Genomic DNA, 22,952 nt, shown 5'->3' with positions numbered 1-22,952 from the left:
GATTAAAATTCTAGTTTATTGTGACGGATTGATAAAATAGAAAATCCTGCACTTTGAACAAGTTGCAGGATTTCTATGCATTATTTTTAATTTATTTAATATTTAAAGCAATTGCTTTGGCTTTAGTTGTATGCGCTTCAATTGTACTTAACGTACTTGTTGCCCAGGATTTTAATTCTGAATCTCTATTTTGCTTTCCGTCTTCAAAAAGTTTTACGGTTTTTTCATGGTCGGTAACCATCATGGCAATGTAGTGTTTATCAAAATCAACACCTTTCATTTTCTTCATTGCATCTAAATGAATTTGTTCATCAGCAGGTAAACCATCAGGAGTAATTACCTTTTTCTTTAATGCCAATTCCTTTAATTCTTTATTTGCTTTGGTGTGGTCGGTAATCATTTGCTGAGCGAAACCTTTAATTTCTGCATTAGTCGAATTGGTGAGCGCAATTTTTGCTGCTTCAATTTCCATAATTCCTCCTACAGAAGCTTTCCTTAAAAATGTTCCACCTTCTTCATCTAAACCAGTTGCTGTACTTTCAGCACCCGTTGTGTGTACACCGTTAACCATCGTAGTATCGCCTGCAACACTATCTTTTGTTGTTGATGATTTTTTATCTGCAGTTTGACAAGCCTGGAAAGTTGCAGCCGCAGAAATTGCTGCTGCAATAAAGAATATCTTTTTCATCTGTTATGTTTTTGTTTAATTTGAAAACAAGAAACATATAAAAAGGTTTTTTTAAGCTATTTTTCGGCTTCAGATTGATACGCATTTGAGATCACAATTCCCATTTGCCTTTCAGGATTTTGCAATGCCTTGAAACCGAATTGTTCGTATAAACCGTGGGCATCTAAAGTTGCCAGTTGGTAACGGCGTAACCCTTGCAAATCGGGATGGAAAATCATAAAAGACATTAATTTTTTTGATAGCCCAAGACCTCTGTATTCGGTTGAGATATAAACATCACAAAGCCATGCAAAAGTGGCTTTATCCGTAATCCATCTTGCAAAACCAACTTGTAAATCATCTTTGTAAATTCCAAAACAAAGAGAGTTTTCAATAGAGATTTTAACGGTTTCTAACGGAATCCCTTTTGCCCAGTATGATTCTTCACTTAGATATTGATGAATGGAATCGATATTTAGCAGTTCCTTATTATCAGAAAAAACAAAACCATTTTCCTTAATCTCCATAAGTGTAAATACTTAATTTTTCGTTAAAATTAGTTACGCATGTTGATGTATTGTAGCGGCTGACCGAAATCTTCATTTCTGCAAAGGTTAATAACTGCTTGCAAATCATCAATCTTTTTAGCTGTAACCCTAACCTGATCATCCATAATTGAAGGTTGAACTTTTAAGCCGCTTGCTTTTATTTTCGCAACAACTTTTTTTGCAGCTTCCTTATCTAAACCTTCTTTAATGCTGATTTCTTTTCTAATCATATTTCCGGAAGCTTGTTGTTCATCACCAAAATCTAAACTTTTTGGGTCTAAATTTTGCTTCATCATTCTCGAGATAATCGAACCTTCAATTGCTTTTAAGCGCATGTCATCTTCAGTAACAATAGTTATCGTGTTGGTTTTTTTATCAAGCTCGACTGTACTTTTAGAATTATTGAAATCAAAACGATTCAAAATTTCTTTTTTTGCATTGTTTATTGCGTTATCAAGTGTTTGCGCATCAACTTTACTTACAATATCAAAAGAAGGCATGGTTTTAGCTTTAAAGTAAAAAAATAAGTAGATTTAATAGAAATTACTATATCCCACAAAAAAACGAAAAATAATATGAAAACCACTAAATCTAAGTCTCAAAAAAAAGTAACAAAAAAAGAGGTTAAAAAGCAGTTGGAGCAATCTATTACCGATAAATTTCTGGAAGTAATTAAAGGGCTTGGTCACGATGCTTCGGAAATAAGCACTGAAATTGGCAAAGCAAGTAAGCGTGTTGCTAAAAAACTAACTAAAAAGTTTACCGTTATAAAAGCTGATGTTGGGCATAAAATTGATGAACTTGTTCATTCAGCAAAAACTAAAGAAAAAGAAGTTAAAAAACCAGTTGCAAAGGGTGTAGCTAAAGTTGAAAAAACAGCTGCTAAAGTTGTTAAAAAAGCCGTTTCTAAAGCTAAGCCTGTTGTTCAGAGCGTTAAGGTTGGTGCTATTGCGACAGAAGAAAAGGCTGAAAAAGCACTGTCAAATGCAAAAACTAAAACTGCTGCAACAGTTAAAAAAGCTGTTACTACAGCAAAAAAAACAGTGCCAGCAGTTAAAGAAATTGCAAGTGCGGTTAAGAAAACAGTAACACCTAAACCTGCAGTAGCAAAAGCTCCAGTTAAAGCAACTACAACAGCTACAAAAACCACAGCGGCTAAACCAGTTTCCACTGTAAAAAAAACAGCAGCTCCAGCAGCAACGGCTGTTAAAAAAGTAACAAAACCCACTACTAAGAAGTAGATTTGTTAACATTAATGAGGTTATGAATTAACATCGATTTAACAAATTAATTTGCAGTTTTGAGCATCCCTGTTTAACAGGGATTTTTATTTTTATAGATGAGCAAGAAGAAATTACCTTTTTTTAATAGAGAAATTAGCTGGTTATATTTTAACGAACGGGTTTTACAAGAAGCCGCTGATGAAAGCGTTCCGTTAATAGAAAGAATAAAGTTTCTCTCTATTTTTTCTTCTAATCTGGAGGAGTTTTACAGGGTTAGGGTAGCTACCATGACCCGATTAACAAACCTTAATGATAAAGCAAAAGCACTATTAGGTTTCAACCCAAAAAAGATTCTTAACGAGATTAAAAATATTGTTGTAAAGCAAGAGCGTAAGTTCGATCAGCTTTTTCAGGCAACTTTGATTAACGAATTGGCTCAAAACCGTATTTTTATCTTAAACGATACGCAACTAAATGTTAGCAGAGGCGAATTCGTAAAAAATCATTTCAGAGATAAAATTTTATCCAATTTGGTGCCTATAATGCTCGATTTGGATAAACCTTTTCCTGAGTTGAAGGATAGGTTTTTGTACTTTTTTGTTAAGCTTTCTAAAAAGGATACCAAGCTTAGAGAGAAATATGCTTTAATTGAAATTCCACCAAATTTACCAAGGTTTTTGGTGCTTCCAGAAACTAATGATTTAAAATTTATCATATTAGCTGAAGACATTATTCGCTATTGCCTTGATGATATTTTTTATGTTTTTACTTACGATAGTCTTGAGGCTTTTTCAATCCAGTTAACACGAGATGCTGAACTGGATATTGATAAAAACATTAATGATAAGTTTATTGATGATTTAAAAAGTAGCTTAGAGAAGCGTAAAAAGGGAAAACCAATGCGCTTGCTTTACGATTCTGCTATGCCATTAAATATGCTTACTGTTTTAGTGAATAAACTAAAATTAGAAGCAGAAAGCTTAATACCAGGAAATCGCTACCATAAATTTGGAGATTTTATCTCCTTTCCTAACGTCGGTCCCAAGGAATTAGAATACACGCCGAATGTGCCTTTAAAGGTTCATGGTTTGCATCGTACTGAAAGTATATTTAATAAAATAGCACATAAAGATTACCTGATAAATCTGCCTTATCAATCTTACGATTATATTATTTTATTCCTGCGTGAGGCAGCGATAGACCCGAAAGTAACCGAAATACAAATAACACTGTATCGCCTTGCAGAAAATTCTAAGGTAATAAATGCATTAATTAATGCGGCAAAAAATGGTAAAGCAGTTTCTGTTTTATTGGAATTGAAAGCAAGATTTGATGAGCAGGCCAATATCTTTTGGACTGGTCGTTTAATGGAAGAAGGTGTAAAAGTAAATTACGGTTTAACAGATTATAAAGTTCATTCTAAAATCTGTTTGGTTAAGCGTATCGAGAAAGAAAAACCTGTTTATTACGCAAACCTTGCAACTGGAAACTTCAACGAAAAAACGGCTAACATATATTGCGATCACAGTATTTTCACTGCAAAAAAGGAAATTACTAACGATTTGGTGAAGCTTTTTGATGCATTGAACAAAAGAACCGTAACTAAAGGATTTAAGCATTTAATTGTTTCTCCATTGGAGAGCCGTTCTCGGTTAACCAACTTTATCAATCGGGAAATTAGAAATGCCAAAGCCGGAAAAATAGCTTACATCTTACTAAAAGTTAATAGTTTGGCTGATGAAGGCATTATTAACAAACTTTACGAAGCCAGCAATGCAGGTGTTAAAATTCAGTTAATTGTACGAGGAATTTGCTGCCTTGTTCCTGGTGTTAAGGGATTTAGCGAAAATATTTCGGCAATTAGCATCATCGACAAGTTTTTAGAACATGCCCGAGTTTACATTTTCAGCAATAACGGCAAAAATGATATGTATTTATCATCAGCCGATTTAATGAGCAGAAATATTGATCATAGAGTGGAAGTTGGGTTTCCGGTTTTAGATCCTGATGTTAAACAGGAAATTCAGGATATTATTGATTTGCAATTGCAGGATAATACTAAAGCCAGACAAATGAATGCATTAAACAATAACAAATACCACAAAAACAGATTAAGTAAGAAAACAAGGGCTCAGGTAGATATCTATAACTACTTGAAAACCAAACATCAATAATATGCTAAGATACGCTGCTATAGATATAGGCTCAAATGCTGTCAGACTTTTAATCGCTGACATCAGTAAACACGACGGCCAATTTAAATACAAAAAAAACACATTAATAAGAGTTCCATTGCGCCTTGGTGACGATGCCTTTTTAGACCAAAAAATATCAGCTAAGAAGACCGAAGATTTGGTTAAAACTATGCTTGCATTTAAAAACCTGATGGATGTTTATCATGTTACAGAATATTTGGCTTGTGCAACATCAGCAATGCGTGAAGCAGATAACGGACTAGATATTGTAAAGCTAATTAAAGAAAGAACTGATTTAGATTTAGAAATTATTGAGGGGCAAAGAGAGGCGAATATTATCTACGCGAACCATATTGAGCAAGATTTAGAGCAAAGCAAAACGTATTTATATATTGATGTTGGTGGAGGAAGTACAGAACTTTCTGTTTTTGTAAATGGCGCACCAGAGGCTTCAAAATCTTTTAACATCGGTACAATTCGAATGCTTGATAATCAAGATAAAGAAGAAACCTGGGATGAAATGAAAACATGGGTTAAGCATCACACCAAAAATTATAAAAATCTTGCAGCAATTGGTACAGGAGGTAACATTAATAAACTTTTCCGCATGGCGGATGAAAAAGATGGCGCACCAATGTCTCTGCAAAAACTAAATTCGCTGTATAATAAATTAATAAGCTATTCTTTAAAAGAACGGATAAATACTTTAGGTTTAAATCCGGATAGGGCAGATGTAATTATTCCAGCTAGTGAAATTTATTTGACCTTAATGAAATGGACCGGAATTAAGCAGATTTATGTTCCAAAGGTTGGTATGGCAGATGGTATTATTAAGTTATTGATAGAAGAAAAATTAGACTAAAACTGATTTTGATATACACAAAAAAGGGATAGCTACATCAGTTATCCCTTTTTTTATGCATAATCATTTTAATGTTTTATCCTTCCAAAAGCTTTACTGCTGCTTCATCAACAAACCAAGTCAGCTTTCCGTCAATAGGATTTATTAATTGAGCCGGATATTTTTCAAAATTCTTTTCTTCATCACCAATTACGTGAAATAAGGCTTCTGCTTTGTTCTCTCCAAAAGCAAGGAAAGCAATATTTTCAGCTTTATTAATTAATGGTGCAGTTAAGCTAATTCTATAAGTATTTAGTTTTTCTACAAATACAGCATCAACAGTCACTTCTTCATTTTTAACCAAATCGGTGTAAGGGAAAATAGAAGCAGTATGTGCATCATCACCCATTCCTAACAAAACTAAATCGAAGACAATATCGCTTCCATTAAAATGCTTATCGATACTTTTTTTGTATTCAATAGCTGCTTTTTCTGGAGCAAGTGTAGTATCAACATAAAAAATATGATCTTCTGCAACATTTAAATTGTCAAAGAAATTTTTCTTCGCCATTAAACCGTTATAGTTTTCATCATTGCTTGGAACATTACGTTCATCTCCAAAAAAGAAATAAACCTTTTCCCAATCAATTCTGTCCTTACAATCAACAGATAAAATTCTATAAAGCTCTTTTGGTGAGTTTCCGCCAGTTAAAACAAAATTAAAGCGATCATTTTCTTCGATTGCTACTTCAGCAATTTTAATTATATAATCGGCTAGATCCTGGTTTAATTCTTCCAGCGTTTTGTAAATAAGTAGGTTCATATTTTATGAATTGGATGTCATGTTGAGCTTGTCGAAACATAATAAATGTTCTTCGACAGGCTCAGAATGACAATCTGATTAGTATTAATCTTTATTCTTTAACGGCAAATTAAACCAGTGGAAACCATCTCTTGCAATAAGTGCTTCGGCTTCTTCCGGTCCCCAACTATCGGCAGGGTAATTAGGGAAATTGATAGATTTTTTGCTTTCCCAAGTATTTAAAATTGGCATAACCAATTCCCATGCAGCTTCAACCTGGTCGCCACGCATAAATAAGGTTTGGTCGCCCATCATTGCATCAAGCAATAATGTTTCGTATGCTTCAGGCGTATCACCTTCGTAAGTTCCTTTATAATCAAAAACCATATCAACCGGATTTAAAATCATATCTAAACCTGGTCTTTTAGCCTGTACCTGCATACGAATACTCATTTCAGGTTGTAAACTGATAATCAATCTGTTTTGTTGCCAGTTTTCGGTTACACCAGATGAAAAGATTTGATGTGGCACATCTCTGAACTGGATAGTGATAAGTGATGATGTTTGATTTAAACGTTTTCCGGTTCTTAAGTAGAACGGGATACCTTGCCATCTCCAGTTATCAATATGGAATTTGACAGCAGCGAACGTTTCTGTATTCGAATGATCATCAACACCTTTTTCCTGGCGATAGCCTGGTACTTCTTTGCCTTCAACCCATCCTTTACTGTATTGCCCGCGAACGGTATTATATCTAATTTCCTCAGCATTAAAAGGTCGCATGGCTCTTAAAACCTCAACCTTACGATTTCTAATCTCGTCAGCATCAAAATTAATTGGAGCTTCCATACCAATTAAACAAACCAATTGCAATAAGTGGTTTTGAATCATATCTCTCAATGCACCAGAACCTTCATAATAACCGCCTCTATCTCCAACGCCCAATTGTTCTGTTACTGATATTTGTACATGATCTATATAGGTTCTGTTCCACAATGGTTCAAAAAGAGCATTAGCAAAACGGAAAGCCATCATATTCTGCACCGTTTCCTTACCTAAATAATGGTCGATACGATAAATCTGCTTTTCAGTAAAAATTGTACTTAAAAGCTTATTTAATTCTTTTGCTGTTTCTAAATCATGACCAAAAGGCTTTTCGATAACGATGCGACTATTGTCTTCGTTTTGCGTTAACTTATATTTATGTAAACATTCAGCAATAATAGGGAAGAAGTTAGGTGCAACCGCCAGATAGAAAATAACCTGTGTTTCCGGTCCATATTCTTTTTGATATTTCTCTACCGCTGCCTTTAAGTTTTCGAAGGTTTTAGGTTGAGCAAAATCTGTTGGGCAATAGTGAATTGTATTTCCGAAAGCTTCCCATTTCTCCTTCTTAACCTTTCCAGTACGAGAAAACTGATTTACTGCATCCTCTAATGCTTCATTATAACTTTTATCCGTAAACTCTGTTCTTCCAGTTCCAATAATTGCAAATTTATCGGGCATGTAGCCTTCAACAAATAAATTATAAAGAGCAGGTGCAAGTTTACGTTTATTTAAATCGCCAGTGCCACCAAATATTACAAATATTGTTGGACTAAGTGCGGTGTTTGATTTCATTTTTTTGTTTATTAAAACTGAGGGATGTGATTAAGAAAGTTTATTCCAATCTGCGTGGAATACACCATCCTTATCAATTCTTTCAAAAGTATGTGCACCAAAGAAATCTCTTTGAGCTTGAATTAAATTAGAAGGCATTCTACCTGTTGTTATTGTATCGAAATAAGTTAGGGTAGAAGCAAATGCCGGAATACCTACTCCAACATTTAAGCATTCGGTAATGGTTTTACGCGTTCCTTTTAAAGTGCTCTTTATAATTTCTTGAATACCAGCATCGCCAAATAAATGTTCTAAAGCATTGTTTTTATCGTATGCCTGATAAATATCTTCTAAGAATTTAGCTCTGATGATACAACCTCCACGCCAGATTTTTGCAATTTCCTGTAATTGTAGGTCGTATTGATATTCTTTAGAAGCTTGAACTAATAAATGCATTCCTTGCGCATAAGCACTAATCATTGAGAAGTAAAATGCATCTTCCAATTCATCAACTGATACTTCTATTTTGCCATCATTTTTACCAAATGCTTCTTCTAACGAAACTCTAAGTTTTTTGAATTTTGATAAATCGCGGTTTGAAACAGCTTCGTTAATTGTTGGTACCGGAAGTTGTAATTCCATTGAAACTTCAGAAGTCCATTTTCCAGTTCCTTTAGAACGAGCTTCATCTTTAATCTGATCTAATAAATCGTTTTGAGTTTCAGTATCCTTAAAAAGAAAAATTTCGGCTGTAATCTCTAATAAGAAAGATTGCAAGCGACCTTCGTTCCATTTTTTAAAAACCTTATAAATTTCTTCATTCGAATAGCCTAAGCCGTTTTTTAAGATTCCGTAAACCTCGGTAATAAGTTCCATAATGGCGTACTCAATACCGTTGTGTACCATTTTTACAAAGTGGCCAGATGCACCAGGACCAATATAGGTTACACATGGATCGTTGTTAACCTTTGCAGCAATTGCATCGAAAACATCTTTAACAACATTGTAAGCTTGCTTATCACCACCCGGCATCATACTAGGTCCAAAACGAGCACCTTCTTCTCCTCCAGAAATACCCATTCCGAAAAAATGTAAGCCTTCTTTTTCTAATTCATCTACGCGACGATTCGTATCAGTAAAGTGAGAATTTCCACTATCGATAATAATATCGCCTTTGCTTAAAAGCGGCTTTAACTCGGCAATTACGCTATCAACAATTGGCCCTGCTGGAACAAGTAAAACTAAGGTTCTTGGTGTAGCCAGGTGACTGATAAAATTTTCGATATTATCAAAGCCTTCAAGGTTGTGTTTTTTACCTTCCTCTTCAAGCTTTGCAATCATTTTATGGTCTTTGTCGTATCCTGTTACAGAAAAACCTTTATCGGCCATATTTAGTAAAAGGTTACGGCCCATTGTGCCTAAACCAATCATCCCTAATTTATATTGCTTTGAATCGCTGTTTGCCATTTTTTATTTCTTTTATTATGCCCAAAATTAGGGTTTACAAATTAATATTTGCGTTTATGTTGTTAAATGATTGTAATAAAAATCGTGTGTTTTGTTGGCTATTTTGCCGGATTTACAGTGGTAATATTATTTCCATCGTTCAACTTCCATAATTTTGCTCCGCCTTTAATACCATCGCGATTAGAAACTACTTTAATATTTGAATCTAATCTAAAATCGATTTGCTTTGAATTTCCGCCACCTATATATAAGGTATCGTAATTAAAAACTGTTTTATAAATTTCGATAACCTTTTTTAAGCGTTTATTCCATCTTTCAGTACCAATTTTTTCAAAAGCTTTATTGCCGATGTAGTCATCATAATCTTCTTCTTTGTTGATAGGGAAGTGGGCTAATTCTAAATGTGGCAATAAACCTCCATCGAAAAGTAATGCTGTTCCAAAGCCTGTGCCTACCGTAAAAACAATTTCAAAACCTTTGCCTTCCACAACGCCAAGTCCCTGTTGGTCGGCATCGTTAACAAGTCTAACTGGTTTTTTTAATGCATCAGCAACTCTTTGAGCTAAATCGATATCTTCCCATTTGTTTTTAGCCAAGTTTGGTGCAGTTTTAACAATTCCATTTTTTACATAGCCAGGAAAGCCGATAGAAACCCTGTCGAAAGTATCAGGAATTGGTTTTATTAACTCGATGATTCCTGTAACAATGTCTTTGGGCGTAGCGCCATCAGGCGTTTTGCTTTTTAAATATTCTGATAGCATGTTTCCATTCTCATCTAAAAGCACTGTTTTAATGCTCGTTCCGCCGATATCAATAGATAAAATATTATTATTTCCTGCTTGTTTTTTTGTAGCCATAACTTTGCTTTTTGTTGGAATCGAAGTTCTATAAATAATTTAAAACTGCAAAAATAATAGTGTAATAAAAGAATAGTTTTTTAACTATATAATCTATGTAATTAGTAGAATATTTTTATGTTTGTAGCGTTATCTAGAAAATAATATTTATTTATGGCGCAAGTAAACTATCTGGCATTTGCAATCCCTGCTTTTTTTCTGTTCGTTTTTATTGAATATAAAATTGCTCAACACAGAAAACTTCAAACCGTTTTTAAATACGAAAGTTCGGTAGCAAACTTTAGTGTAGGTATAGCGGAGCGTCTTTTAAATTTATTTATTGCAGCTAGTTTTTATCAGGTTTATTATTGGATTTATAACAATTACGCACTATTTGATATTCCTAACAAATGGTACATTTGGTTGATTTTGCTTTTAGCTACAGATTTAGTTTGGTATTGGTACCATAGGCTAGGTCATGAGATTAATTTCTTATGGGCAGCTCATATTGTTCATCACCAGAGCGAAGAGTTTAATTTAACTGCGGCTGCCAGGATAACAACAATTCAGGCGGTTTTTAGAAACGTTTTTTGGTGTACGTTACCGCTTGTAGGTTTTCATCCAAATATGATTATAACCATTTTGCTGGCTCATGGTGCTTACTCATTTTTTACGCATACACAGCTTATTGGTAAATTAGGATGGCTGGAACATATTTTTATAACACCTTCGCTTCATGGTGTACATCATGCATCAGACGAAAAGTATCTGGATAAAAACTATGGCGATGTTTTTGTTTTTTGGGATAAGCTTTTCGGAACATTCCAAACCGAGGAAGAACCGCCAAAATATGGTTTAACACACCCTATTAAAAACTACAGTTTCTTGTGGCAGCATTTTCACTACTATTTAGAAATTATTGAAGCTTATAAAAGAGCACATGGATTTAAAGCAAAATGGGTAGCTGTTTTTGGTAGCCCGGCGTTAATGGATCAAGATATAAGACCATATTTAGAGGAGAAATATTTGCAAAGTAAGAAGGAATCATCAAGTCCTATTAAGTTTAAAGCTTACTTGAACATTCAGCTAATTTTGGTTATTGGTTTATTAACTCTAACAACATTGTTTTATAAACAGATTTCTGGTTTAGATAGTGTAGCCATTTTAATTTTTATTCTATTAACATTGATTAATATTGGTGCACTTTTAGAGCAGAGAAGATGGATTTATTATCTTGAATGTTTTAGGTTAATATTGATTTCTGCCTATGTTTTCTACAACTTCAATATTTTCGAACTTGTGATTTTTCCTGTTATACTCTTAATTGTTTTAGAGCGTACTTTCTCCCTAAGAGATATCTACAATAAATACGTTCTAGATTACAAAAAATCGGGAAAATAGTATTTCATTACCTTTCGATTTATTGAATCATATCATTGTTACAGTAGCTTTGCTTTCGTAATATTATTTCATTTGATTTCTGTTTAAGCTTAACTTTTAATTAGTAACGAAATTATTACTGATTATCTGCTTGATGCCTTTGTTATAAATAAAAGCCCTCATTTGAATAAAAATCTAATATTATCAATATTAAGATAATGTTAATGCTGTATTGATTCTCCAAAAAGTACAAACACAATCTTCATATCAAATTAAATTGTTTTTGCTTTCGATTTGTTTTTGTTAATTTTATTATCGAAACATTAAGAAATAAAAAACTAATAAATCGCAACATATCAAGTGATTATTATGGATTGTTAATCGTTAGTTAATATTAACTTAATGTGAAGGGGCTTAATTTGCCGGAAATCCGGCTCGAAATAAATCGAAATTAACTATTCCTATAATCAATTACTAACCGGATGTAAACAGTATATGAACAAAATTTCTACTCAACAGAAATCAGGATTGCTATGCAAATTCTTTGCAAGAAAAAGTAGCCCAGACGATTTCAAGAAAAATCAAATTTTTAATTCTTCTCGTCTCTGGATAAGAATATTGATTTTAATGCTTTTAGCTTTACCATTTTATAATCAAAATGCGAGTGCTCAGCAAACAAATCAAAATATTACCATTAAAGGTAAGGTATTAGATGAAGATGATAATCAACCACTTATCGGCATCACGATTAGTGATAATAACAGAAGGGTTTTAGGCACAACCAACAATGACGGTAATTTCTCTATAGTTGTTCAAAAAGGAACAGTTGTATTATTTAACATGTTAGGTTATACTTCAGTTAGCCGAACTTTTAGTAACAACGAAAATAATGCCGAAATAAGATTGAAATCCTCATCAAGCCAATTAAATGAAGTTGTGGTAACCGCTTTAGGTATAAAGCGTGAGGAAAAAGCATTAGGTTATTCTGTAACAAAGGTTGATAGTAGTGCTTTTACAAACGCGGTAGCCAGTAACTGGACGGATGCTTTATCTGGTAAAGTGGCAGGTTTAAACCTGGTAAGAAACAGTGGTCCTGCTGCTTCTAACAAGATTATTTTACGTGGAGAGAATAACTTAACAGGAGATAATGAAGCATTAATCGTGATTGATGGAGTGGTTGCAAGTAGTTCTGCTCGTAGAACAGCTGCTTCTTCTGGCGGTGTTTATGGTACATCTGGAGATATAATGCCTCCGGATTTCGGTTCGGCTTTAAACGATTTAAATCCTGATGATATTGAAAGTGTTACCGTTTTAAAAGGACCAGGTGCATCGGCATTGTATGGTCAGCGAGGTGCAAATGGCGCAATTATTATTACAACAAAATCAGGCAATAAAAACAGTAAGAAGCTTAATATTACTTTCACGTCAAATAGTACTTGGGAGCAAGTTAGCAGAGGTCCGGATGTTCAAAATCAGTTCGGACAAGGGCAATTTGGCGTTTCATATTTCTCTTATGGAGCTACAGAAGATGGCGCAAGTACAAACGCAACAAGTGCAAGTTGGGGCGCTCCATTTGCAAATGGTGGAATGTTTTATCAATACGACCCGGCAACTAAAACCAGAGGTTTAACTAGAACGCCTTGGGTTGCTTACGAAAATCCGGTTGATGCATTTTTTAAAACTGGTTTTGAATCTTCAAACTCTATCAGTTTAGATGGAGCTTATAAAAAAGTTGCCATGCGTTTCTCGGCAAGTCATGGAGATAACTCTTGGATAGTTCCGAATACTGGTTTGGAACGTACATCAGCTGCATTTTCAGCAAATGCTGATGTGACTAAAAAACTAAGCATCAATTTTAAAGTAGCTTATAATAACAGACATAGCGATAATTTACCGGCAACAGGATATGGAAACCAGTCTTTAATGTATTGGTTTATGTTTGCGCAACCTAACGTAAATACAGATTGGTATCGCGATTATTGGGCAGTTGATAAGGTTGGTACCCAATTTGTAAATATTACAACTACTAACCCTGAAAGTCCTTACGCAATTTCTGAGCAATATTTAAACAAGCAACGTAGAAACGGTGCTTTGAGCAGTCTTCAGGCTAATTATAAATTTACAGATGAGTTGAGTTTATTGGTTCGCGGTTCAATAGATTATAACCACGATATACGCGAAACGCAACGTCCTTATGATGCTGCCGGTAATAAATTTGCTCAAGGTTCGTATCGTGTTCAGGATATTAACTCTTATGAAATTAACGCCGATTTCTTATTAAAGTATGATAAGAAAATAACAGAATCGTTAAGAATGAACGCAAATGTTGGTGGTAGCCAAATGCGTAATAAATATAGCAAATCTGAATTAAGAGCTGATGGTTTAGTTGTTCCTGGCGATTACAGCTTAACTAATAATGCTAGTCCGTTGGTTTCTGTACCAGATACAGCTCGTTATAGAATTAACAGTTTTTATGCAGCGATATCTTTTAGCTATAAAAATTATTTGTATTTAGATTTAACTGGTCGTCAGGATTGGAGTAGTACACTTGCTACGCCTTTCAGAACGGATAATGTTGGTTTTTTCTATCCATCTGCAAGTGCATCATTTGTATTGTCTGATTTCTGGAAATTACCTCAGCAAATTAGTTTCTTTAAAATAAGAGCTTCAGTTTCTCAAGTTGGTAGTGGTGGTACAACGCCATATCGTACAGCATATAATTATAACCTTGCATCAAATGGAATTTATCCGGATAGCGCAATGGCTAACCCAACAACATTACCTAACCCAAATTTAAAACCACTTAAAACTACAACTATTGAGGTTGGTACAGAACTGCGTTTATTTAAAAACCGTTTAAACTTTGATTTTGCAGCTTACCTTGGTAATACTAAAAATCAAATACTTAGCCGTATTGTTGATAGAGCAACAGGTTACAATGTTGCCGTATTTAACGTAGGTAAAGTAGAAAATAAGGGTATTGAGCTTGCTGTAAACGGAACGCCTATACAAGCAGGGAAATTTAAATGGGAGCTTACTGGAACATTTACTGCTAACAGAAATAAAATTGTAGAACTGGCTGATAGTTCGGTTGTGTTACGTACAGGTGCTTTAGGCGGCGGACAAATCGTTGCTAATGTTGGCGGAAGTATGGGAGATTTATTTGGTAATGGCTACTTACGTTCTCCAGATGGGCAGATTGTTTATGATTCTACAACTGGAAATGCTAAAACAGGAACTGGATTAATTTATCTTGGTAATACTATGCCGAAATTTAGATTCAGTTTTGGCTCTACACTTACTTATGGAAGTTTCAGTGTTAATGGTTTATTCGATGCTCAACTTGGAGCCGTAGCACATTCATTAACTTTTTCAAGAATGGCAGCTTTGGGAAAATTAAATCTAACATTACCTGGTAGATATAACGGTGTAGTTGGAGAAGGTGTTATCCAAAACAGCAATGGTACTTACCGTCCGAATGATGTTGTTGCCACTAACTTAGAGAGTTTCTACACTTCGCTTTATGGTTCAGACCAAGCAGAAGGTAGCGTATTTAGAACCGATTATCTGAAATTCAGAGAAGCAAATATTACTTACGCATTTAATCCGAATTTCTTAAAAAGAATAGGTTTTACAAAAATGACTATCGGAGCTTACGGACGTAATCTTTTCATTTGGTCACCATGGCCGGCTTTTGACCCGGAATTTGGAACGCTATCAGGAACAGATATTGTTCAAGGTTTTGAAACTGGTCAGTTGCCATCTACAAGAACTTATGGTGTACGTTTAGTTGTTGGCTTATAATTGAAATAACATGAAAACTATAAATAAAATAACCAATTATATATTACTGGGTGTAATTAGTTTATCTACTTTCTCCTGTAAAAAAGATTTTAACGAGGTAAATACCGATCCAATTGGTAAATCATCAGTTAATGCAAGTCAGCTATTAGCACCTTCATTGGTCAACATATTATCTGCAAACATGGTGCGTAATCGTAACTTTAACAATGAACTGATGCAGGTAACTGTTGATATTAATGATGCTGAAGGAAGAGTCTTTAGGTACGATGTTAGACGTACCTGGGCAGATTATACCTGGAATAACTGGTATCCGGAATTAACCAACTTAAGAGACATTTATACTATTGCCAATAAGCCTGAATCGTTAAATAATTCTTATAAAGGTATTTCTCTAATTGCGCAGGCATGGGTTTTTCAATTGTTAACCGATGTTTATGGTGATGTGCCATATTCTCAGGCAAACCAAGGAAAAGATGGTAATTATGAACCTATTTTTGATAAACAAAAGGATATCTACCTCGATTTATTTAATAAACTTGAAGAAGCAAATAAATTGTTAACTGAAGGAAAATCTATTGTTGCAAGCAGCGATCCGGTTTATCAGGGTGATGTAAGCAAGTGGAGAAGATTTGGTAATTCTTTGTATTTACGTTTATTGCTTCGCATTTCTAGCAAAGCCGATGTTAGTGCTCAGGTAATTGCCAAAATCAAAGAAATTGCTGATACAAATAAGGCTGCTTATCCGATAATGGAAAACAATACGCACACAGCTAAAATCCTTTGGAATGGAACAAATAGCAGTACAGCAGTTTATTCTTCTCCGTTTATGATTAACGTAAGAGCAGTTGATTTTAGAGGACCTGCAATTACAGATTTCTTTATAAGCAATTTAGCAATTTGGAATGATCCGCGTGTAAATGGCACTTACGGTGTAAATGGAGTAAGCCGTTTTGGAATTGCACCCGGACCTGCCGGATTAATTGGTGTACCAAGTGGGTATGATGCAGGTACTTCGGTACTTAAACAATCTTATTTTTATTCAGATGCTCAAAGTGCAGGTGTTACTTTACAAACTGCTGCTAATACAGGTATTATAATGAACTGTGCAGAAGTTGATTTTATCTTAGCCGAAGCTGCCGCAAGAGGATGGATTACAGGAACTGGAGAAAGTTATTACATGAAGGGCATTGCAGATGCTATCAACTATTGGGTTCCAACTTTGTTTACTTCCGCTACTGATCCGGCATTAGCAACTTATGTAGTTGCTGCAGATATTCAATGGAATAACAGTTTACCGCTTAATAATACTGTAAATAATTCGCCAAGCAAGTTGCAATCCATTCATCTTCAAAAATATTATGCTTTATTCTTGGTCGATTTTCAACAATGGATTGAGTATCGCCGAAGCGGACATCCTTTTATCCCGAAAGGAACTGGCTTAGCGAACGGTGGCAGAATGCCTGCAAGATTAAATTATCCATTAGTTACACAATCAACCAACCCAACAAGTTATAAAAATGCTGTTGCATCGCAAGGTGCTGATGATATTAATACACTTGTTTGGTGGCAAAAACCTTAATCATATCTAAAAACAATATGAAGAAGATAATATTATTATTTAGTGCTTTAGTAGTAATCTGCGGCACTTGGATAGGATGCAAACGCGATACCGATTACATTAAAGTATCAGTTAGTCCATATATTTCAAATTTCGATTTGCGTAAACTTTTTAAAGGTTCGGATTTACAGCTTAATGATGACAACCTTGGAGGAGCAAATTTTATAAAAGGTATAGTTGTTTCTAATCAGGCGAGCGGAAATCTTCCTGCCGGATTATTGCTTGTACAAAACAGTAGAATAGCCGGTAACGGAATAGATTCTTTAAGAGGAATTGCATTTAATGTTGGTACTGAAGCGGCTAAATATGTTCCAGGAGATTCTGTACACGTAAGAGTTACAGGCTCTACATTAAAAAGAGTAAATGGTAATTTACAGATTGATGGCGTTGTAGCTGCTGGTATCGAGAAAAAAGCCAGCGGACGAGGAATAATTGTTAGGGCTGTTAATACTGGAATGTTAACCTCAAGACCAGGTTTTTACGAAAGTACTTTAATCACAATAAGTAAAGGAAAGATGAATCCTGAGCCTGCACAAGGTGATATTTACACTGGGAATAAGACAATTGGTGATGGTTTTGGAACGGCAATAGTTCATACTGAAACAACGGCAACATATTCAAAACAAGAATCTATTCCTTTTGCAGATTATACAGGAATTGCATTTTCAACTGCAACAGGAATACAGTTGTGGCCTAGAACTACAGATGATATTTTTGCTTTACCAGAGATTAAACCATCTGCTTTAATTATTACGGGTTATTTAACCGATCCGACAAGTACAGATGCGAATTATGAGTACATACAATTTAAGGCAACAAGAGATATCGATTTTGCAGCAACACCATTTTCTATCGTTGTTTGCAACAATGCAGGTATTTTAGCTGCCCCTGCAACAGGATGGGCTTTAGGTGGTATCAGAACTTATAAATTCAATATCAATTCAGGTTCTGTTAAAAAAGGTCAGTTCTGCTATGTTGGAGGAAATAAAGTGATTTGGGGTGCTGGCTCAACAGATATTAGATCAGCTGTTTGGATTGCCAGTAAACAATATGCAACATTAGATGGAGATGGTTTTGGTACGGCAACTACAAACTTACTTGCAAATAGCGGTAACGTGGCTGGTGTAGCTGTTTTTGATGGACTTAACGTTACGGGTACTTCTGTTCCTTTAGATGTAATTATGTATGGAGGTAACGGTGCGGTTTATTCAGCTGGACCACCAGAAGTTGGATATAGAATTACAAACACTGATAAATATAGCACCATACAAAATAAAAAGGTAGTGGCTTTTTACGGTGGAGGTACAAATACCAATAAATTCGGATTCCCGAACACAAGTAATTTCACTATGCTTGGCGGAGTTTACAACGCAACTACAGGTATTTGGAGCACAGGTAGAACAGCAATAAATATCGTTTTAACATCAACATCGCCTTTATCTACCATAGAACAGGCTGTTGGATTTACCACAATAACAAACTAATAAAACATAGGCAAGCCATCCCAAAAAGATGGCTTGCTTTTTAAAAGAAATCTAATGAATAGAAGATCATTTATTCAAAAGTCGGCCTTATTGGGTACAACTTTATTTGTAAGTCTTAAAGCATTTCCATTCTCCTCAACTTTTTTAGATAATAAAATATCGGGTAAAATTATCAGCAAGGGTAAAGGTATTGCTGGCGTAGTAGTTTCTGATGGTTTTAATGTTGTACAAAGTGATAAATCAGGTAAATACAATATTGATATAAATCCTTTAGCAAAGTTCGTATGGATTAGTACACCTTCCGGTTACGAGTTTAAAACAGAAAGCCACATCGCTAAATATTACGAAAGTGCAACTGGCAAAACAGATTTAAACTTCGAGCTAAATCCGTTAAAATTAAATGATAACAAACATAATTTTATCATTTGGGCAGATCCTCAGGTTAAAAATAAAAAAGATGTAGCGCAGATGATGGAAACATCTGTTCCTGATACAATAAAGACTATTAAGTCTATGAATCCTAAAATTCCGGTACATGGGATAACAGTTGGAGACATTGTTTGGGATAACCACGAACTTTTTGCTGATTATAATACTGCGGTTGCGAAAATGGGTATTCCATTCTTTCAAGCTTTAGGAAACCATGATATGGATTATAGAATGGGTGGTGATGAAACATCTGATAAAACATTTCAAAAGCATTATGGGCCAACTTATTACTCGTTTAATAGGGGTAAAGCACATTATGTAGTTCTAGATGATGTTCGCTATTTAGGAACTGAACGAAACTATGATGGTTATATCAATCAACAACAATTAGATTGGCTTGCAAAAGATTTAAAATATGTTGCAAAAGATGCTTTGTTGATTATTAATCTTCACATTCCTGTGCATAATGCAGTAAAAAATAACACAGATTTTTATGCTGTTTTAAATGGTTTTACGAATATTCACATTATGTCCGGTCATACGCATTACAATAAAAACGTAATTACTAACGGTATTTTCGAACATAATCATGGTGCAGTTTGTGGCGCCTGGTGGACGGGGCCAATCTGCGAAGATGGTACTCCACGTGGTTATGGTGTTTACGAAGTAGATGGAACGAATTTGAAATGGTATTATCAACCAACTGGATTAAGCAAAAAAGAGCAGGTTCATGTTTATGTTGATGATTTAACCAATCAGAAACGTTTAATTGCTAATGTTTGGAATTGGGACGAGAATTGGAAAGTTGAATATTTTCTTGATGGAAAAGCAATGGGTGTTTTAGAACAGCAAAAAGGTTACGATCCCTTATCGGTAAGTTTATATAAGGGTGATAAATTGCCTGCCGGAAGAACATTCCCGGAACCAAGTAAAACCGAACATTTGTTTGTAGCGCATTTCGAACCATCAGTAAAAAATGTTAAGGTGGTTGCAACAGATCGTTTCGGAGAAAAATTTGAAGCCGAGTTTAAAGCTTAACTTAATTCAAAAGATGAAAATTTCAAAAAATGTATGCCTTGCTTTGTTAGCAATGGTTTCAATTAATGCATCAGCACAAGTTGCTGAATTTCCAAAATTTAGTGCCGAAGCGCACCGCGGCGGACGCGGTTTATGGCCGGAGAACACAATTTTAGCGATGCAAAATGCCATGAAGATTGATGGTATTACAACTTTGGAAATGGATACACATATTACCAAAGATGGAAAAGTTGTGGTAACGCATGATGATTACCTAAGTCCAGGCTTTATGCGTACGCCAGATGGCAAAGACATTCCTGCATCCGATTCAAAAAAATATCCTGTTTTTCAAATGGATTATAAAGAAGTTAAGTCTTTCGATTTAGGTTCTAAAGAATTGGCAGGTTTTCCAAACCAGCAAAAAATAAAAACAAATATTCCTTTACTTTCTGATTTGATTGATGCTGTTCAAAAAGATATCAAAACCAATAAAAGGCAACAGTTTTTTTATAATATCGAAACAAAATGCAGCCCTGCAGGCGATGGAATTACAAATCCAAAACCAGAAATATTTGTTAAACTTCTGATGGCAATTATAGAGAAAAAAGGCATCACACCATATGTTGTTATTCAATCTTTCGATAAAAGAACAATTCAATTAATTCATGAAAAATACCCAAATGTGAGAACATCTTTCTTAGTTGCTAATAAAAAAACTTATGAAGAAAATATCGCAGATTTGGGTTACAAGCCTTTTATTTTAAGCCCGGTTTGGCAAATGGTTAACGAAGATTTAGTTAAAAAGGCGCACGCAGATAATGTAAAAGTTATACCTTGGACAGCAAATACGGTTGCAGATATGAAAGGCTTAAGAACTTTAGGTGTTGATGGCATCATCTCTGATTATCCTAATTTATTAATTCAATCAAAATAAAATATGAAAACGGTTTCCTATAAAATCTTAATCTCTTTTGTACTTTTTAATATTATCCTTTTAGGTAATTTATGTGCGCAAACCGTAACTTGGGATAGCACGTACAGGCCAGGAAAATATGTAGAATTGGTTAATAAGTTTAAAGCAGAACCAAAATCAAAGAAAGATTATATTTTTTTAGGAAACAGCATAACCGCAGGAACAGATTGGGCTAAGCTTTTAAATTTACCTCAGGCAAAAAATAGAGGCATTTCTGGTGATATATCTTTTGGCGTTTTAGATAGACTTCAAGATATAATAGATGGTAAACCTGCCAAAATTTTTATTCTTATTGGTATCAATGATATTTCGAGAAACATACCAGATAGTGTGATTTTAAGAAACTACAAAACCATTGTTAATAGAATCAGAAATGGATCTAAAAAAACTAAGATATACTTTAATACACTTTTGCCTGTAAATAGTTCTTTTGACCGCTTTAAAAATCATTATGGTAAAGACGAACACATTCTTTGGTTAAACAGCGAGATAAAGAAACTTGCCGCAAAAAATGTAACGGTGATAGATTTGTATTCGCAATTTACTGATAAGGATAATCACCTGCGAGCTGAACTTACTAAAGATGGACTTCATCTTATACCCGAAGGTTATAAAGTCTGGGCAGATTTTCTAAACTCAACAGGTTATTTAAAATAGCTTTGGCTACAAATAAATAAAGCGTTCCGAATACTCGAAACGCTTTATTATAATTCAAAATTTTATTTTTATCCTTGAGCAGGAGGGTTTGAAACTACTGGTGCTTTATCTCTTCTAGGTTTGCCTAATCCTTTTCTCATCTTTTCACCCTTTTCTTTTGCCTCAGCTCTAAAAGCATCAAGCTTTGTTTTCTGGTCAGCAGTTAAAACGTTATCAAGTTTAGCTTTTGAAGCATCCATATCCGCTTTTCTCGATTTCATTTTATCTTTCATTGCAGATCTATCTTCATTTCTAAAATCATCCATCTTTTTAGCTCTATCTAATTCAATAGCGTAAACTTTAGTTTTTTGTTCTGCTGTTAAATTAAGTTTTTTCTCCATTGCAGTTGTTGCACGCTCAGCTCTTTGCTCAACGGTTAAATTCTGCATTGGTCTTCTTGCTTTTTTTGTCGAATCTTGTGCGAAAACTGCAGTAAAACCCATTACTGCAATTGCCATAGTTAAAATTAATTTTTTCATGTTTATGTGTTTTCTCTAATAGATACTAAAACATGAAAACGGTTTAATCGTAAATTGTTAAAATTTGTTAATTCTTATTTAGTTGAGAAATAGATTTTTGCATTTGAGCCATCATTTGTGTCAAAGTTTCCATTGTTGGGTCTGGAGCTGGTTCTGGTAAGGATGTAGATATATAAGCTTTAGCACTCCAAATTTCTAATATATCATCTGCAGCAATGGTATATGCATCATAAACTTTATTATCAGAAACTAATTTTAAATCCTTATTCTCTCTGAAACGATTACCGGCACGCTTATATACTACACCTTCATTTTTACTAATGATAATGTAGGTTTCTCCGGTTTTAACCTCATTCCAATTATCTAAATATTCTCCAATTATTACACTACCTGGTTGAACGGGTAACATACTATCGCCCATAATTTCAAAAGCACGGAAGGTACCTTGTCTAAGTGCAGGAATCGGCAACTGAAATTTTGGTAAATCACTAATATATTGTGGATCTGAAAAACCATTTAAGTAACCGGCGCTAGCCTTTACCGGAACAAGTTCGATATTCTCTCTATCATTCGCATCAACAGAAATACTTAATACACGAAGATTTGAACCTTGGCTTTTTGGTTTTGGTTTCCAGCTATCAGATATTTTTTCATTGATAAATTCATCAATAGTCAAATCAAAATACTCTGCTATTTTTTTTAGCAAATCATATTTTGGTTCAGCACGGTCTTCTTCATAAGCACCAATAAGCGAACGCTTAATTTCCATTATATCAGCAAATTGCTGTTGCGTGTGGCCCTTTTTCTTCCTTAGGTACTTTAAATTATTTGAAATATTCGACATAAAAATAAATTTTAAAATAAATTTGGAATTACTAAAATAGTTAGTAATTT

Annotated in this window: 19 protein-coding genes; 10 read left to right on the top strand and 9 right to left on the bottom strand. The window is 34.4% G+C overall.

What is annotated here, in order from left to right; genetic code table 11:
- Window positions 1–91: 91 nt before the first annotated feature.
- The 3 genes from ACO05K_RS07290 to ACO05K_RS07280 are packed head-to-tail and all read right to left on the bottom strand — an operon-like array spanning window position 92 to window position 1,715.
- Window positions 92–688, bottom strand: coding sequence for a DUF4142 domain-containing protein (locus tag ACO05K_RS07290; protein WP_421943787.1), 597 nt, complete (start codon window positions 686–688; stop codon window positions 92–94).
- A gap of 56 nt (window positions 689–744) precedes the next feature.
- Window positions 745–1,194 (bottom strand): GNAT family N-acetyltransferase, encoded by a 450-nt coding sequence (locus ACO05K_RS07285; protein WP_421943786.1) that lies wholly within the window; start codon window positions 1,192–1,194, stop codon window positions 745–747.
- 29 nt (window positions 1,195–1,223) lie between these two features.
- On the bottom strand, window positions 1,224–1,715 hold the full coding sequence (locus tag ACO05K_RS07280; protein WP_421943785.1) for a YajQ family cyclic di-GMP-binding protein: 492 nt from the start codon (window positions 1,713–1,715) through the stop codon (window positions 1,224–1,226).
- 75 nt (window positions 1,716–1,790) lie between these two features.
- Between ACO05K_RS07280 and ACO05K_RS07275 the strand changes: the two genes are divergently transcribed.
- From ACO05K_RS07275 to ACO05K_RS07265, 3 genes are all read left to right on the top strand, one after another.
- Window positions 1,791–2,456, top strand: a complete 666-nt coding sequence (locus tag ACO05K_RS07275; protein ID WP_421943784.1) for a hypothetical protein — start codon at window positions 1,791–1,793, stop codon at window positions 2,454–2,456.
- 98 nt (window positions 2,457–2,554) lie between these two features.
- Window positions 2,555–4,612, top strand: a complete 2,058-nt coding sequence (gene ppk1 / locus ACO05K_RS07270; RefSeq protein WP_421943783.1) for a polyphosphate kinase 1 — start codon at window positions 2,555–2,557, stop codon at window positions 4,610–4,612.
- Window position 4,613: 1 nt separating this feature from the next.
- The gene (locus ACO05K_RS07265) at window positions 4,614–5,495 is read left to right on the top strand and encodes an exopolyphosphatase (RefSeq protein WP_421943782.1); all 882 of its coding nucleotides are present in this window, start codon (window positions 4,614–4,616) and stop codon (window positions 5,493–5,495) included.
- A 76-nt stretch (window positions 5,496–5,571) separates the two neighbouring features.
- Here ACO05K_RS07265 and pgl read toward each other — a convergent pair whose 3' ends face one another.
- The 4 genes from pgl to ACO05K_RS07245 form a co-directional block, all read right to left on the bottom strand.
- A complete protein-coding gene (gene pgl, locus ACO05K_RS07260) occupies window positions 5,572–6,297 on the bottom strand; it encodes a 6-phosphogluconolactonase (RefSeq protein WP_421943781.1) in 726 nt (241 codons plus the stop codon).
- Window positions 6,298–6,381: 84 nt separating this feature from the next.
- A complete protein-coding gene (gene zwf / locus ACO05K_RS07255) occupies window positions 6,382–7,896 on the bottom strand; it encodes a glucose-6-phosphate dehydrogenase (RefSeq protein ID WP_421943780.1) in 1,515 nt (504 codons plus the stop codon).
- A gap of 30 nt (window positions 7,897–7,926) precedes the next feature.
- Entirely contained in the window at window positions 7,927–9,342 is a 1,416-nt protein-coding gene (gene gndA / locus ACO05K_RS07250) for an NADP-dependent phosphogluconate dehydrogenase (RefSeq protein WP_421943779.1), read from the bottom strand.
- Window positions 9,343–9,440: 98 nt separating this feature from the next.
- A complete protein-coding gene (locus ACO05K_RS07245) occupies window positions 9,441–10,199 on the bottom strand; it encodes an ROK family protein (protein WP_421943778.1) in 759 nt (252 codons plus the stop codon).
- Between the two features lie 153 nt (window positions 10,200–10,352).
- Here ACO05K_RS07245 and ACO05K_RS07240 point away from each other — a divergent pair, with 153 nt between their 5' ends.
- From ACO05K_RS07240 to ACO05K_RS07210, 7 genes are all read left to right on the top strand, one after another.
- Window positions 10,353–11,579, top strand: coding sequence for a sterol desaturase family protein (locus ACO05K_RS07240; RefSeq protein ID WP_421943777.1), 1,227 nt, complete (start codon window positions 10,353–10,355; stop codon window positions 11,577–11,579).
- 474 nt (window positions 11,580–12,053) lie between these two features.
- Complete coding sequence (locus ACO05K_RS07235; protein ID WP_421943776.1) at window positions 12,054–15,362, top strand: SusC/RagA family TonB-linked outer membrane protein; 3,309 nt, start codon at window positions 12,054–12,056, stop codon at window positions 15,360–15,362.
- A 10-nt stretch (window positions 15,363–15,372) separates the two neighbouring features.
- A complete protein-coding gene (locus tag ACO05K_RS07230; RefSeq protein WP_421943775.1) occupies window positions 15,373–16,941 on the top strand; it encodes a SusD/RagB family nutrient-binding outer membrane lipoprotein in 1,569 nt (522 codons plus the stop codon).
- 17 nt (window positions 16,942–16,958) lie between these two features.
- Window positions 16,959–18,464 (top strand): DUF5689 domain-containing protein, encoded by a 1,506-nt coding sequence (locus ACO05K_RS07225; RefSeq protein WP_421943774.1) that lies wholly within the window; start codon window positions 16,959–16,961, stop codon window positions 18,462–18,464.
- Window positions 18,465–18,518: 54 nt separating this feature from the next.
- Complete coding sequence (locus ACO05K_RS07220) at window positions 18,519–19,931, top strand: calcineurin-like phosphoesterase C-terminal domain-containing protein (RefSeq protein WP_421943773.1); 1,413 nt, start codon at window positions 18,519–18,521, stop codon at window positions 19,929–19,931.
- A 13-nt stretch (window positions 19,932–19,944) separates the two neighbouring features.
- Window positions 19,945–20,844 (top strand): glycerophosphodiester phosphodiesterase family protein, encoded by a 900-nt coding sequence (locus ACO05K_RS07215; protein ID WP_421943772.1) that lies wholly within the window; start codon window positions 19,945–19,947, stop codon window positions 20,842–20,844.
- Between the two features lie 3 nt (window positions 20,845–20,847).
- Window positions 20,848–21,540, top strand: coding sequence for a GDSL-type esterase/lipase family protein (locus ACO05K_RS07210; RefSeq protein WP_421943771.1), 693 nt, complete (start codon window positions 20,848–20,850; stop codon window positions 21,538–21,540).
- Between the two features lie 68 nt (window positions 21,541–21,608).
- Here ACO05K_RS07210 and ACO05K_RS07205 read toward each other — a convergent pair whose 3' ends face one another.
- Both ACO05K_RS07205 and ACO05K_RS07200 read right to left on the bottom strand, forming a co-directional pair.
- Window positions 21,609–22,058 (bottom strand): hypothetical protein, encoded by a 450-nt coding sequence (locus ACO05K_RS07205; RefSeq protein WP_421943770.1) that lies wholly within the window; start codon window positions 22,056–22,058, stop codon window positions 21,609–21,611.
- Window positions 22,059–22,125: 67 nt separating this feature from the next.
- Window positions 22,126–22,902, bottom strand: a complete 777-nt coding sequence (locus ACO05K_RS07200) for an XRE family transcriptional regulator (protein ID WP_421943769.1) — start codon at window positions 22,900–22,902, stop codon at window positions 22,126–22,128.
- Window positions 22,903–22,952: the final 50 nt, after the last annotated feature.

It is taken from the genome of Pedobacter sp. (assembly GCF_965227205.1).
GTDB lineage: Bacteria > Bacteroidota > Bacteroidia > Sphingobacteriales > Sphingobacteriaceae > Pedobacter.
This window is presented reverse-complemented; position numbering and strand designations above follow the sequence as displayed.

Coding starts and splice junctions, on each gene's coding strand:
- ACO05K_RS07290 (WP_421943787.1), bottom strand. CDS start 688: ATGAAAAAGATATTCTTTATTGCAGCAGCAATTTCTGCGGCTGCAACT.
- ACO05K_RS07285 (WP_421943786.1), bottom strand. CDS start 1,194: ATGGAGATTAAGGAAAATGGTTTTGTTTTTTCTGATAATAAGGAACTG.
- ACO05K_RS07280 (WP_421943785.1), bottom strand. CDS start 1,715: ATGCCTTCTTTTGATATTGTAAGTAAAGTTGATGCGCAAACACTTGAT.
- ACO05K_RS07275 (WP_421943784.1), top strand. CDS start 1,791: ATGAAAACCACTAAATCTAAGTCTCAAAAAAAAGTAACAAAAAAAGAG.
- ppk1 (WP_421943783.1), top strand. CDS start 2,555: ATGAGCAAGAAGAAATTACCTTTTTTTAATAGAGAAATTAGCTGGTTA.
- ACO05K_RS07265 (WP_421943782.1), top strand. CDS start 4,614: ATGCTAAGATACGCTGCTATAGATATAGGCTCAAATGCTGTCAGACTT.
- pgl (WP_421943781.1), bottom strand. CDS start 6,297: ATGAACCTACTTATTTACAAAACGCTGGAAGAATTAAACCAGGATCTA.
- zwf (WP_421943780.1), bottom strand. CDS start 7,896: ATGAAATCAAACACCGCACTTAGTCCAACAATATTTGTAATATTTGGT.
- gndA (WP_421943779.1), bottom strand. CDS start 9,342: ATGGCAAACAGCGATTCAAAGCAATATAAATTAGGGATGATTGGTTTA.
- ACO05K_RS07245 (WP_421943778.1), bottom strand. CDS start 10,199: ATGGCTACAAAAAAACAAGCAGGAAATAATAATATTTTATCTATTGAT.
- ACO05K_RS07240 (WP_421943777.1), top strand. CDS start 10,353: ATGGCGCAAGTAAACTATCTGGCATTTGCAATCCCTGCTTTTTTTCTG.
- ACO05K_RS07235 (WP_421943776.1), top strand. CDS start 12,054: ATGAACAAAATTTCTACTCAACAGAAATCAGGATTGCTATGCAAATTC.
- ACO05K_RS07230 (WP_421943775.1), top strand. CDS start 15,373: ATGAAAACTATAAATAAAATAACCAATTATATATTACTGGGTGTAATT.
- ACO05K_RS07225 (WP_421943774.1), top strand. CDS start 16,959: ATGAAGAAGATAATATTATTATTTAGTGCTTTAGTAGTAATCTGCGGC.
- ACO05K_RS07220 (WP_421943773.1), top strand. CDS start 18,519: ATGAATAGAAGATCATTTATTCAAAAGTCGGCCTTATTGGGTACAACT.
- ACO05K_RS07215 (WP_421943772.1), top strand. CDS start 19,945: ATGAAAATTTCAAAAAATGTATGCCTTGCTTTGTTAGCAATGGTTTCA.
- ACO05K_RS07210 (WP_421943771.1), top strand. CDS start 20,848: ATGAAAACGGTTTCCTATAAAATCTTAATCTCTTTTGTACTTTTTAAT.
- ACO05K_RS07205 (WP_421943770.1), bottom strand. CDS start 22,058: ATGAAAAAATTAATTTTAACTATGGCAATTGCAGTAATGGGTTTTACT.
- ACO05K_RS07200 (WP_421943769.1), bottom strand. CDS start 22,902: ATGTCGAATATTTCAAATAATTTAAAGTACCTAAGGAAGAAAAAGGGC.